Source organism: Agrobacterium sp. CGMCC 11546 (genome assembly GCF_013365515.1).
GTDB lineage: Bacteria > Pseudomonadota > Alphaproteobacteria > Rhizobiales > Rhizobiaceae > Agrobacterium > Agrobacterium fabrum.
In genome coordinates this window covers 1,288,065-1,303,825 of the sequence record NZ_CP047388.1, presented here as the reverse complement: position 1 = coordinate 1,303,825, position 15,761 = coordinate 1,288,065, and the positions used below count along the sequence as shown (strand labels likewise).

The 15,761-nt window shown below is 60.2% G+C and carries 14 protein-coding genes; 6 read left to right on the top strand and 8 right to left on the bottom strand.

The window, feature by feature from the left end:
- Positions 1-28 precede the first annotated feature (28 nt).
- The 5 genes from GSF67_RS20605 (at position 29) to GSF67_RS20585 (ending at position 3,976) form a co-directional block, all read left to right on the top strand.
- On the top strand, positions 29-1,225 hold the full coding sequence (locus GSF67_RS20605; RefSeq protein ID WP_035216469.1) for a YcaO-like family protein: 1,197 nt from the start codon (positions 29-31) through the stop codon (positions 1,223-1,225).
- On the top strand, positions 1,225-1,938 hold the full coding sequence (locus tag GSF67_RS20600; RefSeq protein ID WP_006315601.1) for a TfuA-like protein: 714 nt from the start codon (positions 1,225-1,227) through the stop codon (positions 1,936-1,938). The genes GSF67_RS20605 and GSF67_RS20600 overlap by 1 nt, the downstream gene beginning before the upstream one ends.
- On the top strand, positions 1,935-3,083 hold the full coding sequence (locus GSF67_RS20595; RefSeq protein WP_006315600.1) for a hypothetical protein: 1,149 nt from the start codon (positions 1,935-1,937) through the stop codon (positions 3,081-3,083). Before GSF67_RS20600 ends, GSF67_RS20595 begins: the two co-directional genes overlap by 4 nt.
- Positions 3,084-3,209: 126 nt before the next feature.
- On the top strand, positions 3,210-3,647 hold the full coding sequence (locus GSF67_RS20590) for a helix-turn-helix domain-containing protein (RefSeq protein WP_006315599.1): 438 nt from the start codon (positions 3,210-3,212) through the stop codon (positions 3,645-3,647).
- A gap of 95 nt (positions 3,648-3,742) precedes the next feature.
- A complete protein-coding gene (locus GSF67_RS20585; RefSeq protein ID WP_006315598.1) occupies positions 3,743-3,976 on the top strand; it encodes a hypothetical protein in 234 nt (77 codons plus the stop codon).
- A 202-nt stretch (positions 3,977-4,178) separates the two neighbouring features.
- Here the strand turns inward: GSF67_RS20585 and GSF67_RS20580 are convergent, their stop codons facing one another.
- The 3 genes from GSF67_RS20580 to xylF all read right to left on the bottom strand — a co-directional run bounded on the left by GSF67_RS20580 (position 4,179) and on the right by xylF (position 7,414).
- On the bottom strand, positions 4,179-4,961 hold the full coding sequence (locus tag GSF67_RS20580) for an ATP-binding cassette domain-containing protein (protein ID WP_176072078.1): 783 nt from the start codon (positions 4,959-4,961) through the stop codon (positions 4,179-4,181).
- Positions 4,962-4,979: 18 nt separating this feature from the next.
- Positions 4,980-6,293 carry a sugar ABC transporter permease gene (locus GSF67_RS20575; protein WP_006315596.1) on the bottom strand — a complete coding sequence of 438 codons (1,314 nt, stop codon included), beginning with the start codon at positions 6,291-6,293 and terminating at the stop codon, positions 4,980-4,982.
- 80 nt (positions 6,294-6,373) lie between these two features.
- Positions 6,374-7,414 carry a D-xylose ABC transporter substrate-binding protein gene (gene xylF, locus GSF67_RS20570; protein WP_006315595.1) on the bottom strand — a complete coding sequence of 347 codons (1,041 nt, stop codon included), beginning with the start codon at positions 7,412-7,414 and terminating at the stop codon, positions 6,374-6,376.
- 244 nt (positions 7,415-7,658) lie between these two features.
- Here xylF and GSF67_RS20565 point away from each other — a divergent pair, with 244 nt between their 5' ends.
- A complete protein-coding gene (locus tag GSF67_RS20565) occupies positions 7,659-8,882 on the top strand; it encodes an ROK family transcriptional regulator (RefSeq protein ID WP_006315594.1) in 1,224 nt (407 codons plus the stop codon).
- A gap of 28 nt (positions 8,883-8,910) precedes the next feature.
- On the opposite strand, the gene GSF67_RS20560 is transcribed toward GSF67_RS20565, so the two are convergent.
- From GSF67_RS20560 to GSF67_RS20540, 5 genes are all read right to left on the bottom strand, one after another.
- The gene (locus GSF67_RS20560) at positions 8,911-10,458 is read right to left on the bottom strand and encodes a glycerol-3-phosphate dehydrogenase (RefSeq protein WP_006315593.1); all 1,548 of its coding nucleotides are present in this window, start codon (positions 10,456-10,458) and stop codon (positions 8,911-8,913) included.
- A 167-nt stretch (positions 10,459-10,625) separates the two neighbouring features.
- Positions 10,626-11,042 (bottom strand): methylmalonyl-CoA epimerase, encoded by a 417-nt coding sequence (gene mce, locus GSF67_RS20555; RefSeq protein ID WP_006315592.1) that lies wholly within the window; start codon positions 11,040-11,042, stop codon positions 10,626-10,628.
- A 13-nt stretch (positions 11,043-11,055) separates the two neighbouring features.
- Positions 11,056-13,197, bottom strand: a complete 2,142-nt coding sequence (gene scpA / locus GSF67_RS20550) for a methylmalonyl-CoA mutase (protein WP_006315591.1) — start codon at positions 13,195-13,197, stop codon at positions 11,056-11,058.
- Positions 13,198-13,323: 126 nt separating this feature from the next.
- On the bottom strand, positions 13,324-15,327 hold the full coding sequence (locus GSF67_RS20545; RefSeq protein WP_006315589.1) for an acetyl/propionyl/methylcrotonyl-CoA carboxylase subunit alpha: 2,004 nt from the start codon (positions 15,325-15,327) through the stop codon (positions 13,324-13,326).
- Positions 15,328-15,331: 4 nt separating this feature from the next.
- Positions 15,332-15,733 carry a hypothetical protein gene (locus tag GSF67_RS20540; RefSeq protein ID WP_006315588.1) on the bottom strand — a complete coding sequence of 134 codons (402 nt, stop codon included), beginning with the start codon at positions 15,731-15,733 and terminating at the stop codon, positions 15,332-15,334.
- Positions 15,734-15,761: the final 28 nt, after the last annotated feature.

Genomic DNA, 15,761 nt, shown 5'->3' with positions numbered 1-15,761 from the left:
TCTTGCCTTGACCGGCGCCGATGCTCCCATGTCAGCGACCGCGGCTTCAGGGCAAGCAGACGCTTCATTTTTCGATCCCGGACTGCTTCGGCGGTTCGGGATTACACGCGTCGGCGATGTGACCGGTCTCGACATCATCGGCGTCCCCGTCTGGTTTGCGGCCCGACCCAATTCGCGCGGCCTCTCCGTCTCGCAGGGCAAGGGGCTTGTTGCCGACCAGGCCCGGCTATCGGCGATCATGGAAGCGATCGAAGGCGCGGTTGCCGAAGAAACCCGCAGACACGTTGCGGCTTTCGGCTCCATCGAGGAGATGCGGAACAAAGGCATCCCGCTCATTCCCTTCGAAACCGTCGGCCGGATCGATCCGGACGCTCTCGATCTGCGCAGGGAGCGCGCCTGGGTGAAGGGAACCTCGATTCGCCGGCAGCAGGAGGTCTTTGCCCCTTACGAACTCATCGGCATGGACTTCCGTGCGGACTTCCCATGGGACCGGCAGGCCTTCCGCATGAGCTCGCAAGGGCTCGCGGCCGGGTTCGACCAGGATCATGCGATTCTCCATGCCCTGCTCGAACTCATTGAAAACGACGCCAGCTTTCTCGTCGATACGTTCGAAACGCGCGCCATAACGCCGCAACCGTTTCTCTTTCCGGCAGGAATGGACTCGCTCCTCGATGATCTCATTCAACATCTTTCGAATATCGGCCTGCCGCCGTCCTTCTTCGATCTGACGAATGCGCTCGGCGTGCCGGTAGTGATGGCGAGCCTGCCCCGCTCGCTTCAGGCTGAGGACGGTCCGGCCACCCGCAGCGCCGCGGGTGCGGCCTGCCGCCCGAACACCCACGCCGCCGCCATGGCCGCGCTGCTGGAGGCGATCCAGTCGCGGCTGACTGATATCAGCGGCGCTAGGGACGACCTCTCCCCGCTGCGCTATCAACGCGACCTGTCAACATCGGGCCCCACGGCCTCCCGTGCGCAGCCGTTGCGGCAGATGCCAGCCGATCTCAATTTTCCAGAAAGCGATCTATCTCTGCCGCCATGGCGCCAGCTGGCGGAGCACCTTTTCGCCCGCGGTATCGAGGATATCCATGTCTTTCCGCTGGAAACGGAGGTCTCCGGCCTGCATGTTGTCAGGGTTCTGGCCAGCGGCCTCGCCCCGGCCGGCGGCGGCCTGCAACACATCTCGCCACGCACGCTCGATCACCTTTTAAATCTTGGAGGTACCTGATGCAGCCGGTGGTTTTTGCAGGACCGTCCATCCACGGCATTGCAGATGAACATCTCTCCGGCCTCGATCGTCGCGGACCGGCGGCCTGCGGTGATATTTTCGATGCGGTGCGGCAAGGTGCGCGGGCGATCGGGCTGATCGACGGTCTCTACGGCGATTGCGCCGCCGTATGGCACAAGGAAATCCTGTTTGCATTGTCGAGCGGTATCGCGGTTTTCGGCGCCGCCAGCATGGGGGCGCTGAGGGCGGCGGAATGTGAAGCCTTCGGCATGATCGGCATAGGCGATATCTTCGAAGCCTATCGCGACAGCCACCGTGTTTCCGATGCTGACGTGGCGGTGAGCCACGCGCCCGGCGAACTCGGCTACCGCCCGCTGACGATCGCTCTGGTCGATGCCGAGGCCACGCTCGCCGCCTGCGGTGATGCAGTCACCCCGGAGGAATATGAAGCGCTCGTCTCTGCCGCGCGCACCCTGCATTTTACCCGTAGGACCTGGCGCGCCATCACCGTTGAAGCGGGTCTCGGCTCCGCAACAGCAAATCTGCTCGCCGCCCATGCGGTATCCGCCAAACGAAACGATGCAGCCAGACTTCTGGCGGCGCTCAAGGGGGAGCCATTGCCATCCCCGGTGCCGCAATCGTGGAAACTGCAGAACACCCTGTTTTTCCAGCAATTGGCTGCACGGCGGGTAGCGGGAGAAGAAGCGTCTTGACCATCGCCGGTTCCCCGCCACTGGTGCCCGATTGTGGCGGTTTGATCCGCACGGTCGCGCTGGCATTGCCGGCCGCTTTTTTTGCTAAAAGCGGGGTAGAGGGCACCGTTTCGCCGCTCATCCCAATCGGTAACCTGCTCTCGGCCCTGCCTTCTGATATCATTTCCATTCTTGTGATCGATAGCGCCTCTCTTGCCTCGGCACGAAACTGGCTCTCCAGCCTGCCAATCCGCTGCATCTCCGAACTTGTGCCCCTCTCTGGAAACGACAACATCCCGCATCCGTGGATACAGGACATGTTCCATGTGCGGGCAAGCGATCGCGGACGGGGAGCGGCACCGGAACTTGTCCTGGCGGCGGAAAATAGGGTCGGCCCTGGTCTGGCCGAGCATCTCGGAGCGGCAATCACGCATTCGGATGTAACCCTGGCAGGCGGCAACCAGCTTATTGGCGCGGATTTTCGGCTGGTGGGCCATTCCAGCCTTGTTGAAAACAGCGGGATCGGAAGGACGACGGCCGTCTCCGCACATCGGCGGCGGAAAATTGAAGGTCTCGACGGCAGAAGCGTGCATAGTTTCGGGTACAGGCCGCAAGACCTCAGCAATGTCCCCTTCGATCTTCTGGCGATACCGGTCGACCCGGCAGCACTCGAGGGAAAGATGCACCAGTGCGGTTTCCACGTCGATCAGTTCGTTTCCGTTACCGGTCTCGAACACGGTGGCCGTCCGCTCCTGCTCGTCGCCGATCCTGTCGCGCATGGTGGATGTAATGTCCGTGTTGCAACCGAGCTGAAACGAAAACTGGACGCCTCGGCCCTCTCGCTTGCACGGCAGGGTTTTGCGATTGAACGCAACCCCATTCCGGTTGCGCCTGCTATCGATACCAATAAATGCCTGCCCAGACTTTACAACAATGTCGTTCTTGAAAATGTCACACGTTCCGGTCAGAAACGGCCATTCGTCTGGATTCCGCATTTCGGCGATACTGAAACGCTTGAGGAGTTCGATACGGTGAACCGGAAAATCTGGGACGGGCTGGGCTTTCAGCCTATTGGCGTAGCTGGATGGAGCCACCTTTCAAGCCGCAACGGCGCGTTGCGCTGTGCAATAAAGATCGTCGATCGCGATTCAGACACAAGATTATGAATGGAAAACCCTGGCGCTTTGTCAATAAAGGTTCACAATACCCGTGGAAATTGTATTGAATGTATACCTTCAACAATATTAATTGACGATCATCGAATTTAATAACCTCAACAGGAGGATTTTGTAATGCAAGCCAAACTACCCAGCCCGATCGATGTCCATGTGGGCACGCAGATCAGAATGCGCCGCAAATCGCTTGGCATGAGCCAGAGTGCGCTGGCCGGGCGACTGGGCATCACTTTCCAGCAGGTCCAGAAGTATGAAAAGGGCGCCAACCGCGTCGGCGCGTCCCGTCTGCAGGCCATCGCGTCGATCCTCGGCGTGGATGTCAGCTCCCTGTTCGCCAATGCCACGCCCGATGGCGACCCCGCCAACCCGGCGCTCGGCACGATCAATGCCATGCAGAGCTTCGTGGCTTCAAATGAGGGCTTCTCGCTCAACCAGGCGTTTTCGCGTATCAAGAGTTCGACCGTGCGCAGAAGCATCGTTGCCCTCGTGACATCGCTCGCCGCGAGCGAAACGGCTGAAAATGCCGGCACGCCGACGGACAAAAGCGACGATTGACGCAGGTGTGACGCTCGCGTGACGCTCGATGTGGTCGAAAATGAATAACGCGGGATCAACGCGTTTTCATACTGTCGACTGTCGAGAGGGAAATCATGGTGGCGTCTACCACAGCAATAGTTGAAGAGGACAATGCGGACGAGATTCTGGCGCTCGGGCGGATGGTTTCCTATCTCTGCCAGCGCTCCAAATCTCTGGAACTGGGCATGTCGACCTATTTTCTGGAAATGGCATTGTTATCGCTGGCCCAGGACATCAATCAGCACGGTTTGCCACAGGCCGGCGCAGAGATGAACGGCAGCGGTTTCGCACACGCCGAACTACATTAAAACGACCGCATTTTAAACGACCGCGTCTGCAATTGCGCAGAGCCGCAGACATTTTTCGTCTGCGGTTCCGGCTGGGCTGAAACACACCGGACGCATATATTTTATAATCAACCCCAAGAACTTTTGTTCCTAGCGTTTGTCGAGGCCCGGTTTTTACCGGGCCTCGATTTATATCGGAAGTAAAGACTGCCAAATCCCGTCATCAGGAGACGACCGCGCCCGGACCCGCCACCGCGCCTGCCGGTACCTTGCCCAGAATGATCATACCGAGAACCTCGTCTTTGGTGACATCTTCGGTTCGCGCATGACCGACCACCTTGCCGTTTTTCATGACGAACACCCGGTCGGCAAGATCGAAGACGTCATGGATATCGTGGCTGATGAGGAAGATGCCGATGCCCTGCCGTTTCAGTTCCTTGACGAGATCCCCCACCTGCGCCGTTTCCTGCGGCCCGAGCGCTGCCGTCGGCTCATCCATGATGAGGATACGGGCGTCGAACAGAATAACGCGGGCAATGGCGACCGACTGGCGCTGACCGCCTGAGAGCGCCTTCACCGGCTCCTTGAATCGCCGGAAATTGGGGTTGAGGCGTCCCATCACCTCGCGAGCCGAGGCTTCCATGGCGACATCGTCAAGCGTGCCCCATTTCGTCTTCAGCTCGCGGCCGAGATAAAGATTGGCCGCCGCATCGACATTATCGGCCACCGCCAGCGTCTGGTAGATGGTTTCGATGCCGTATTTCTTGGCGTCGCGGGGATTGCGGATATCCGCATCCTCGCCATTGATGAGGATTTCGCCCCCATCGCGCCTATATGCGCCGGACAATATCTTGATGAGCGTCGATTTGCCCGCGCCGTTATGGCCGAGAAGGGCTACCACCTCGCCGGGGAAAAGATCGACTGAGGCGTTTTCCACCGCATGGATACCGCCGAAGGAAATGGAAATATTGCGCATTTCCACGAGGGGCGTGACTTGGTCCGTCATTGGAGTTCTCCTCGGTTCTTACTTGGCGCGGGCGCGGTAGATGGTGTCGAGCCAGACGGCGACGACCAGGACCACACCGACGACGATGCGCTGGAAGGGCGTATCGATGCCCACCAGCACCATGCCGGATTGCAGCGATTGCATGACGAGCGCGCCGAGCATCGCGCCCGCTATGGTGCCGACGCCGCCGGCAAGCGAGGTGCCGCCGATGACCGCGGCCGCGATCGTATAAAGTTCGTCAAGTTCACCCTGGGCATTGGTGGCCGCGTTGAGGCGGGCCGTCGAGATTGCCGCGGCGATGGCGCACAGAACGCCCATCAGCGTGAATATCTTCACCGTGACCCAGCGGGTCTTGATGCCGGCCAGTTCCGCCGCTTCCGGGTTGCCGCCGATGGCGAAAACATAACGTCCGAAGCGCAGCCTCGTCGCGATGAAGGTCATGACGGCACCGACTGCGAGCGCCATCAGCACAGGAATGGCAATGCCGTGCGGAATGAACAGGCCGCCATCCGGCCAGGCTATGCCATTGGCATCGGCATAGTTGCGGGCGATGTTGATCGGCCAGGGATAGCTGTTGACGACAGCCACGAAACCGACGACGACGAAGCAGCCAAGCGCCACCAGGAAATATTCCGCCCAGACGGGCCGCAGCGGAAAGCCGAAACGGCGGCGCTGGTGACGGGAATTGAGGATCGCCGCGACAATGGCGACGCAGGCGACGATGGCTGCGATCCAGCTCCATGTCGCGCCGATCGATCCGCTGGTGCCGCCGCCCATCAGGCGGAAGGTGGAATCCATCGGTGCCACGGTGCGGCCGCTGGTAACGAACCACGTGCCACCACGCCAGACCAGCAGACCGCCAAGTGTGACGATGAAGGACGGTACGTTGAGGAAGGCGATGATCGAGCCCTGCAGCATGCCGATGGCGCCGCCGACGAGAATACCGACCAGAAGCGTGACGATCCATGTCGCCCAATGTTCGAAGCCGAGGATTTGCGGCAGGATTTCCGCCTGCATGACACCCATGATCATGCCGGAAAAACCGAGGATCGACCCGACCGACAGATCGATGTTGCGGGTAACGATGACAAGCACCATGCCTGTCGCCATCACCGCGACCGAAGCGGTCTGGACAGAGAGGTTCCAGAGGTTTCTCGGCGTCAGGAACAGTCCACCCGAAAGAATATGGAAACCGATCCAGATCAGAAGAAGCGCGCCGACCATGCCAAGCAGCCGCGTATCGAGCTCCGTAGCACTGATGAAACGCGAAATAGAGCCGGTCTTTTCCGTCTTGGGGGACGTCGTGGAATTGGATTGTGTCATGTCGGCCATGGACTGCCGGTCCTCCTTACATCTTAAAGGCGCCGCGCCACCTGTTCGTGACGCGGCGCCCAAACATCAACCTAACGGTCTCAGTTGCAGGCCTTGACGGATCCGGCCTTCACACCCTGGCAGGCCGTTTCCTTCTTGATCCAGCCGGCGTCGATGACAGTGCCGAGATTGTCCTTGGTGATGGCGATCGGCTTGAGGAAGACCGACTGCATCGTGACCTTCTTCGGCCCGCCATCAAAGGCGGTGACGCCCTTGATCTCGGTCATCTTCTTGCCGCCGGCCAATGCAAGCGCGATGCCGGCCGCTTCCTTGCCGAGTTCGCGGCTGTCCTTCCAGACGGATACCGTCTGCGTGCCTAGCGCAACGCGATTGAGCGCGGCGAAGTCAGCGTCCTGACCGGACACCGGAACCGAACCCGCCATGCCCTGCGCGGCGAGAGCGGCGATTGCACCACCGGCCGTGCCATCGTTCGAGGCGACGACCGCATCGACCTTGTTGTTGTTCTTGGTCAGGAACTGCTCCATGTTCTTCTGGGCATTTTCCGGCTTCCAGCCATCGGTATAGGCTTCGCCGACATTCTTGATCTTGCCTGACGACATGGCGGCCTTCAGCACTTCCTGCTGGCCGGCAAAAAGGAAGTCCGCATTCGGGTCGGAAGACGAGCCCTTGATGAAGACGTAGTTGCCTTCCGGCTTGACCTTGAACACTTCGGCGGCCTGCAGTCGACCGACTTCTTTGTTGTCGAAGGTGATGTAGAAGGCGCTCTTGTTTTCGATCAGGCGGTCATAACCGACAACCGGAATACCCTCGGCAACGGCCTTTTCAACGGCCGGGCCAATCGCGTCGCTGTCCTGCGCCAGGATGATCAGCGCGTTGGCGCCCTGGGAAATCAGCGATTCCACGTCAGTCAACTGCTTTGCGGCGGACGACTGCGCATCGGCGGAGATGTATTTCGCACCGGCCTTGTCGAGCGCTGCCTTGATGGCCGCCTCATCTGTTTTCCAGCGTTCTTCCTGGAAATTCGACCAGGAAACGCCAACGACGAGATCAGCCGCAATGGCGGCAGTGTGCAGGGAAACGAGTACAGCCGTACCCGCCAAAAGCTTGGCAAATGAATTCATGATGTCCTCCCGGTAGGGGCGAAGCCCCGCACCTCCATGCAGGGAAAACGCCCGGAAAAAGCTGTCGGTCTCTGTGGTTTCACAATTTTCTCGACAGTCGAGAAAATTAATGTCAGAGATTCCCCATGCTGTCAACAACGGCTGCGGGCAGCATCCGGGTGCCTTGATCTTGCTCGTGGCATGCGCCATCAGAGGGGATAAGCACGACAGGAAAAAAGGCCGTTCAGGGAGCATGCCCCAGCCCATGTCCGCCATTGCAAGCACGGAACTGGTGCGCCAGAAAAACAGTCTATCGGTGATGGCGGCATTGCGCCTTTATCGCAGCCTGTCCCACACGGACATGTCGTCCTTCACCGGTCTCGCCTCTGCCACCGTCTCCGTCATCACCACCGATCTGGAACGGACTGGCCTCATCCTGCGTAAGGAACAGATCGCCGCTGCCGGCCGCGGACGGCCGCGCATCCTCTTTGCACCTAACGGCGCCTTCTGCCACGTCGCGATCATCATCATCTCGTCCGACAGCGTGCAATATTCACTGGTCGATTATGCCGGCAAGCTGGTGGACCGTTTCACCGAGCAGAGAATCACGGCTGAAAAAGGTTCGTTCGGCGGCTCGATCCTCTCAGGCCTCGCAAGGCTTGCAGACCGCTCGCGCATCGACCGGCACGATATTCTTCAGGTGTCGATCAGCAGCAAGGGGCTTGTGGACGCGGCAGCAGCAGTGCTCGTCTGGTCTCCGGTGCTCGGCACCGAAAAGATAGATTTCCAGCAATTGATTTCGCAGGACGGTCGCATCCGCGTGACGCTGAACAACGAAACGCTGCTGGCCGCAAAAGCCATCTGGATGCGAGAGCAGGCAAAAGACGGCCCAAAACCGGAAGCCCTCGTCACCCTGTCGCTCGGCCACAGCATCGGTCTCGGCATTGCCCGCTCCGGAGCCAGCACAATCGAGGTCAGCGCCCCCAATTTCGGCCATATGCTGCATCTCGCCGATGGCGCTTTGTGCCGTTGCGGCACCAGAGGCTGTATCGAGGCCTATTCGGGCTTCTACGCCATCCTACGCTCGGCTTTTGAAGCACCGCCGCAGGCGGAGCCGGCAAAATTCGTACCTGTCGCAGAGGTGGACAAGATCGCCGCTTCAGCCCGCGCCGGCGCGCGCATGGCCCGCTTCGCCTTCCGCACCGCCGGCCTTGCGCTCGGCAACGGCCTTTCGCGCCTGTTCAGCCTGCATGGCCATATGCCGGTCTTCATCACCGGAACCGGCACACGTTATTTCGATCTTCTGGAAAGCGGCCTGCGCGACGGGCTTGCCCAATCGCAGGCCGTCCGTTTCGGCGGCATGCCCAAAATCACCATCGCCCCCAACGAGCCGGAACTGGTGTTCGAAGGCCACATGGAACACGCACTTTCCGCCGCCGATGATTACATTCTGAGCGCCGAAGGCGCTCAGAAACCGGTGCGGAATTAGGGAACATGAGAGGCCGGCCGGCGGGTACTCAGGCCCGCTGCGCCATGGCTTCCGGCTTTTCCCTGATACCTGTCAGCACAGCCACGAATTCGTCGAGAGCGGCGGCTTCGTCCTTGCTCAAACGCAGGCCCTGTTTTGTGCGGCGCCAGAGAATATCCTCGGCTGAAAAGGCCCATTCATTTTCCACCAGCCAGCGCACTTCACATTCGTAGACGGTGCCGCCGAAATGCCGGCCAAGGCCGGAAATATCGGTGGCGGCGCCGAGCAGGTTCGCTGCTTTCGTGCCATAGTTTTTGACGAGCCGGTCGGCATGGCGTTCGTCCAGGAAGGGATAACGCGAGAGAAGCGTCTTCACCTGCGCGTCAAATCGTTGAACGCCGAAATCGCCGCCCGGTAGATGCGAGCCCGCCGTCCACGGCTTGCCTTTTTCACCGATTGCCGTGCCGATCTTTTCCAGCGCGTGTTCCGCCAGCCGGCGGTAGGTGGTGAGCTTGCCGCCGAAAATATTGAGGAGCGGCGCTTCGCCTTCGGCTTGCTCCACCTTCAGCACGTAATCGCGGGTGGCTTCCTGCGCTTTCGAAGCGCCATCATCAAAGAGCGGCCGCACGCCGGAATAGGTCCAGACGATATCGTCCGGGCGCACCGGCTCGCTGAAATAGTCGCTCGCCGCATTGCAGAGATACGAGATTTCCTCCTCGGAAATGCGCACCTTGGCCGGATCGCCCTTGTAGTCGCGATCCGTGGTGCCGATCAGGGTGAAATCCTGTTCATAGGGGATGGCGAAGATGATGCGGTTGTCCGGGTTCTGGAAGAAATAGGCGCGCGGATCGGAGAATTTCCGGCGCACGATGATGTGGCTGCCCTGCACCAGGCGGACATTGTGCACGTCATTGCGGCCGAACACGCCTGACAGCACATTGTCCACCCAGGGACCGGCGGCATTGACCAGCATGCGGGCCTTGTGCATGGCCGGCCGGCCGGTTTTTTCGTCCAGCGTCTCGATGAGCCACAGCCCGCCTTCGCGCCGCGCCGAAACGACCCGTGTGCGGTTCATGATCGTCGCGCCACGATCCGCCGCATCGCGTGCATTGAGAACCACGAAACGGGCATCATCCACCCAGCCGTCGGAATATTCGAAAGCCTTGGCGAAAACAGGCTTCAGCGGTTTGCCAGCCGGGTCCTTGCGAAGATCGAGCGTCCGCGTCGGCGGCAAGAGCTTGCGGCCGCCGAGATTGTCATAAAGAAACAGGCCGAGCCGGACCATCCATGATGGACGCACGCCGCCCTTCTGCACGGGCAGGATGAAACGCATGGGCCAGATGACATGCGGCGCCATGGCCCAGAGGATTTCCCGTTCCATCAGCGCCTCGCGTACTAGGCGGAATTCATAATGTTCGAGGTAACGCAAGCCGCCATGGATGAGCTTGGTGGCCGCTGACGAGGTGCCAGAGGCAAAATCGCCCTTTTCCGCAAGCGCCACTGAATACCCCCTGCCCACCGCATCGCGGGCAATGCCGCAGCCATTGATGCCGCCACCGATGACAAAAAGATCGAAAATGTTGTTTTCGCCGGACATGAAGCCTCCGCGACAATGCAAGGGAAAAACCCCTTTATGGAAAGACAACTACATAAAAGCGAAAACAAAACGAATGTCAAAAGAAAATAAACGAACCAGAAAGGCGCAAGTGAAAGCGCCGCCGTGAGCGGTGCCCCACAGGGTCAGTCTCCTAGGAGATTTATGTTTCAGCCGTGTGTCTGCGAAACCTGCTCAAGTTCGTAAAGCACGCCGCCCATATCCTTCGGATGCAGGAAAAGGACTGGATTGCCATGCGCACCGATCTTCGGTTCGCCATCGCCGAGGATACGGACGCCTTTTTTGAGGAGATCATCGCGCGCTGCCAGAATATCCGGCACCTCGAAGCAGAGATGATGCGTGCCGCCGCCCGGATTCCGCTCGAGAAAAGCGGCAATCGGCGAATTCTCCCCGAGCGGATGAAGCAGTTCGATCTTGGTATTGTCAGCCGCAATGAACACCACCGTCACGCCGTGTTCCGGCAACGCTTGCGGCTCGGAAACCTGTGCGCCGAGCGCCCTGTATCGCGAAACGGCGGCATCGAGATCAGGCACGGCAAGGGCGACGTGGTTCAATCTTCCGAACATGCTTGCCAACCCCTCACGCATTTCGCCTGATGCCCTCGAGCAGGTCGAGCACCTTGTTGGCCGCGTCCATGACATTGGTGCCGGGGCCGAAAATGGCCGCGACACCGTGGTCGAGCAGGAACTGATAATCCTGACGCGGAATAACGCCACCGACAACGACGATGATATCTTCCGCACCCTTCTGTTTCAGCGCCTCGACCAGCTGCGGCGCAAGCGTCTTGTGACCCGCCGCGAGCGACGACATGCCGACCACATGCACCTTGTTCTGAACGGCGAGATCGGCCGCCTCCGCCGGCGTCTGAAACAGCGGCCCGGCCAGCACATCGAACCCGATATCGCCGAAGGCGGAGGCAATGACCTTCGCGCCACGATCGTGCCCGTCCTGCCCAAGCTTGGCGACCATGATGCGCGGCTTCTTCCCGATCCTTTCCGCGACGCCGGAGAGCCGGGCGGAGAGAGTGGCAAGCTCCGGTTCATCCTTATAGGCCTCGCCGTAGATATCGCTCACCACTTCCGGCACGGCGGCGTGGTCGCCGAAGGCCACACGCAGCGCGTCGGAAATCTCGCCTACCGTGGCGCGGGCACGGGAAGCGACGACGGCGGCTTCGAGAATATTGCCCTTGCCGCTGCGGGCGATTTCGGAAAGCGCTTCCAAAGCGGCGGTCGCTTCCTTGCCGTCGCGGCGGCGGCGCGTCTCCTCGATGCGGCGGATCTGTGCGGCGCGTACGGCGGCGTTATCGATGTCGAGAACGTCGATATCCTCTTCCGTTTCCAACCGGTAACGGTTGACGCCGACGATGACCTCCTCGCCCTTGTCCACAGCCGCCTGCCGGCGTGTCGCCGCTTCCTCGATCAGCCGTTTCGGCAGGCCGTCCGCCACCGCCTTGGTCATGCCGCCAAGCGTCTCGACTTCCTCGATCAACGCCCACGCCTTTTCAGCCAGTTCATCGGTCAGGCTTTCGACATAATAGGAGCCGGCCAGCGGGTCGACGACCTTCGTCACGCCGGTCTCGTGCTGGAGGATCAGCTGGGTATTACGGGCGATGCGGGCGGAAAATTCCGTCGGCAGGGCAATCGCCTCATCGAAGGAATTGGTGTGCAGCGACTGCGTGCCGCCGAGCACGGCGGACATAGCCTCGAAAGCGGTGCGGACAATGTTGTTATAGGGGTCCTGCTCCTGCAACGAGACGCCGGAGGTCTGACAATGAGTGCGCAACATCAGCGATGACGCCTTCTGCGGCTTGAATTCCTCCATGATGCGCGACCACAGCAGGCGCGCGGCGCGCAGCTTCGCCGCCTCCATAAAGAAATTCATGCCGATGGCGAAGAAGAACGACAGGCGGCCGGCAAAATCATCGACATTCAGCCCCTTGGCGAGGGCCGCCCGCACATATTCCCTACCATCGGCCAGGGTGAAGGCAAGCTCCTGCACCAGCGTCGCGCCGGCTTCCTGCATGTGATAGCCGGAAATGGAAATGGAGTTGAATTTCGGCATCTCTTTGGCCGTATATTCGATGATGTCGGCGATGATCCGCATCGAGGGTTCGGGCGGATAGATATAGGTGTTGCGGACCATGAACTCTTTCAGGATATCGTTCTGAATGGTGCCGGAAAGCGCAGCGCGCGGAACGCCCTGCTCCTCCCCCGCTACGATGAAATTGGCGAGCACCGGAATGACGGCGCCATTCATGGTCATCGATACCGAGACTTTTTCGAGGGGGATGCCGTCGAACAGGATTTTCATGTCCTCGACGCTGTCGATCGCCACACCCGCCTTGCCGACATCGCCCTCCACGCGCGGATGGTCGCTGTCATAACCGCGATGGGTGGCGAGATCGAAGGCGACGGAAACGCCCTGCTGGCCGGCGGCGAGCGCCTTTCTGTAAAAGGCGTTGGAGGCTTCGGCCGTGGAAAAACCGGCATATTGGCGGATAGTCCAGGGCCGCCCCGCATACATGGTGGCGCGCGGGCCGCGCGTGAACGGCGCAAAACCCGGCAGGCTGTTCAGATGCGAAACGTCTTGCAGATCGTCAGCGGTGTAGAGCGGCTTGACTTCGATGCCTTCAGGCGTATTCCAGACGAGCGTTTCCGGTGAACGCTTCAGCTCCTTTTCGGCAAGCTGCAGCCAGTCCCGCACCGTTTTTTCACCCGACATGCATCTCTCCCCTTCTGCATTCCATTTCAGCATTATGACGGGCGATCATGACGAAAATCGAACGATCCACCCACTGCCCGTAAACCGCTGCGGCCCGCATGCGTTCCGAAGAAACGGCGGCGGCCGTCACTCGAATTCGAGGATGACCTCATCCACCGCGAGGCTGTCGCCCGGTTTTGCCGCCACTCTTACAACGCGACCACGTTTTTCCGCGCGCAGGATGTTTTCCATCTTCATGGCCTCCACCGTCGCCAGCGCCTGGCCGGCCTCCACCTCGTCGCCCTCACCCACCGAAATGCCGGTAATGACGCCCGGCATCGGGCAGAGCAGCAGTTTCGAGGTATCCGGCGGCAGTTTTTCCGGCATCAGCAGCGCCAGTTCCGCCAGGCGCGGGCTGCGCACCCGGGCAAGAATATCCATGCCGCGCCAGCGCAGGCGAACCGCTGCGCCGGCAAGATCCACCTTGGCAGCGATGACCTCGCCCGCCACCGTGAAGAGGCCAAGGCTCTGGCCGGGACGCCAGCCGGTATCAATGGCCAAGGTCGTCCCATCTTCAAAACAGACCGCTGTGCCATCCGCACTGGTTTCAACGCTGATCCCGTGGCGGAACGCGCCAAACGAAACCATCCAGTCATGGCCGACGACGCGGCGATGATTGCCGATGGTGCCGGAAATTTCGACCGCGCGGCTCTGCAAGCGTTGATTGACGATGGCGGCAATGGCGGAAAGCTTGCGTGCAGCGGTCTCGTCCGGCTCGATCCCGGAAAAGCCTTCCGGAAATTCTTCCGCGATAAAGCCTGTCGTCAGCCGGCCGGAGCGAAAACGTTCATGTTGCATGACGGCGGACAGGAACGGCAAATTGTGGCCAATACCCTCAACCTCGAAACGATCCAGCGCCTCTCCCATGGCATCGATGGCGGTCTCCCGATCCTTGCCCCAGCTGCACAGCTTGGCGATCATCGGATCGTAATACATCGAGATTTCGCCGCCTTCGAAAACGCCGGTATCATTGCGGATGACGGTGCCACTGTCCTGTGCACCCTCTCCCGGTGGGCGATAACGCGTCAGCCGGCCAATGGAGGGCAGGAAGTTGCGATAGGGGTCTTCGGCATAAAGCCGGCTTTCGATCGCCCAGCCGTTCAGCTTCACATCCCCCTGCGCGAGAGAGAGTTTTTCGCCCGATGCCACACGGATCATCTGCTCGACCAGATCAATGCCGGTGACAAGCTCCGTCACCGGATGTTCCACCTGCAGGCGGGTGTTCATTTCGAGGAAATAGAAATTGCGCTCGCCATCAACGATGAATTCCACCGTGCCAGCCGAATGGTAGCCGACAGCTCTCGCCAGCGCCACGGCCTCTTCGCCCATGGCTTTTCGTGTTGCCTCATCCAGAAACGGCGACGGTGCTTCCTCGATGACTTTCTGGTTGCGGCGCTGGATCGAGCATTCGCGCTCACCGAGATAAAGAATGGTGCCGTGCTTGTCGCCCAACACCTGAATTTCAATATGGCGCGGCTGGGTGACGAATTTTTCGATGAAGATACGGTCATCGCCAAAGGAGGATTTCGCCTCGTTCTTCGAGGACTGGAAGCCTTCCCGCGCCTCGGCATCGTTGAAGGCGATGCGCATCCCCTTACCGCCGCCGCCGGCCGAGGCCTTGATCATCACGGGATAACCGATCTGCGACGCGATCCTCACCGCCTCATCCGCATCCTCGATCAGCCCCATATGGCCGGGCACGGTGGAAACGCCGGCTTCCGCCGCTAGCTTCTTGGAGGTGATCTTGTCACCCATGGCCTCGATCGCACCAACGGGCGGGCCGATGAATACAACGCCTACCTTCTCTAGCGCCTGAGCGAAGGCGGCATTTTCAGACAGGAAACCATAACCGGGATGGACCGCATCCGCCCCGGTCTTCTGAATCGCCTCAAGGATTTTATCGATGACTATATAGGACTGCGACGAGGGCGCTGGACCGATATGAACAGCTTCATCCGCCATTTTCACATGCAGCGCATTGGCATCCGCATCCGAATAGACCGCAACGGTGGCGATGCCCATCTTCTTCGCCGTCTTGATCACCCGGCAGGCGATCTCGCCGCGATTGGCGATGAGGATTTTCTTGATCATGCGGTTATTCTCCCCTCGCATCGTCGTCATCGTCGCGGAACTTCTTCTCATAGGGCATCAGCAAGATCGCCGACGCAGCGGCCGCCGCGCCGAACAGGGACGCGATGGGCACGACGACCAGCAGCAAGGGCACGAAAGGACTTGCGGCACGGCCGATCCGCGCACCCAAACCGCCAATATCGAGAAATATCAGTGCCGCACCAACGCAGATACCGATCAAAACACCAACCGCTGCATTGAGCGTCATGAAGCACAGCATCTGTCGATGATCTTGCTGCGCGGCCGCCGGTGTCAGCCTGGGTTTCAGATTACGGTTGCCGGATGTCTTACCGGAGCCAGGGCCACGCCGGTGCCGCAGCCAGCGATGCAGCCAATCCATATCGATCTGAAATATGCCGACACCCATTTCGCCTCCCTCCCCCATTATCAAACTT

Excerpts from the sequence above, each read along its gene's own strand:
- GSF67_RS20605 (WP_035216469.1), top strand. The coding sequence starts at position 29 with ATGTCAGCGACCGCGGCTTCAGGGCAAGCAGACGCTTCATTTTTCGAT.
- GSF67_RS20560 (WP_006315593.1), bottom strand. The coding sequence starts at position 10,458 with ATGTCCGGCGAAAACAACATTTTCGATCTTTTTGTCATCGGTGGCGGC.
- GSF67_RS20545 (WP_006315589.1), bottom strand. The coding sequence starts at position 15,327 with ATGATCAAGAAAATCCTCATCGCCAATCGCGGCGAGATCGCCTGCCGG.
- GSF67_RS20565 (WP_006315594.1), top strand. The coding sequence starts at position 7,659 with ATGTCCGCCATTGCAAGCACGGAACTGGTGCGCCAGAAAAACAGTCTA.
- GSF67_RS20590 (WP_006315599.1), top strand. The coding sequence starts at position 3,210 with ATGCAAGCCAAACTACCCAGCCCGATCGATGTCCATGTGGGCACGCAG.
- scpA (WP_006315591.1), bottom strand. The coding sequence starts at position 13,197 with ATGTCGGGTGAAAAAACGGTGCGGGACTGGCTGCAGCTTGCCGAAAAG.
- mce (WP_006315592.1), bottom strand. The coding sequence starts at position 11,042 with ATGTTCGGAAGATTGAACCACGTCGCCCTTGCCGTGCCTGATCTCGAT.
- xylF (WP_006315595.1), bottom strand. The coding sequence starts at position 7,414 with ATGAATTCATTTGCCAAGCTTTTGGCGGGTACGGCTGTACTCGTTTCC.
- GSF67_RS20580 (WP_176072078.1), bottom strand. The coding sequence starts at position 4,961 with ATGACGGACCAAGTCACGCCCCTCGTGGAAATGCGCAATATTTCCATT.
- GSF67_RS20540 (WP_006315588.1), bottom strand. The coding sequence starts at position 15,733 with ATGGGTGTCGGCATATTTCAGATCGATATGGATTGGCTGCATCGCTGG.
- GSF67_RS20585 (WP_006315598.1), top strand. The coding sequence starts at position 3,743 with ATGGTGGCGTCTACCACAGCAATAGTTGAAGAGGACAATGCGGACGAG.
- GSF67_RS20575 (WP_006315596.1), bottom strand. The coding sequence starts at position 6,293 with ATGGCCGACATGACACAATCCAATTCCACGACGTCCCCCAAGACGGAA.
- GSF67_RS20600 (WP_006315601.1), top strand. The coding sequence starts at position 1,225 with ATGCAGCCGGTGGTTTTTGCAGGACCGTCCATCCACGGCATTGCAGAT.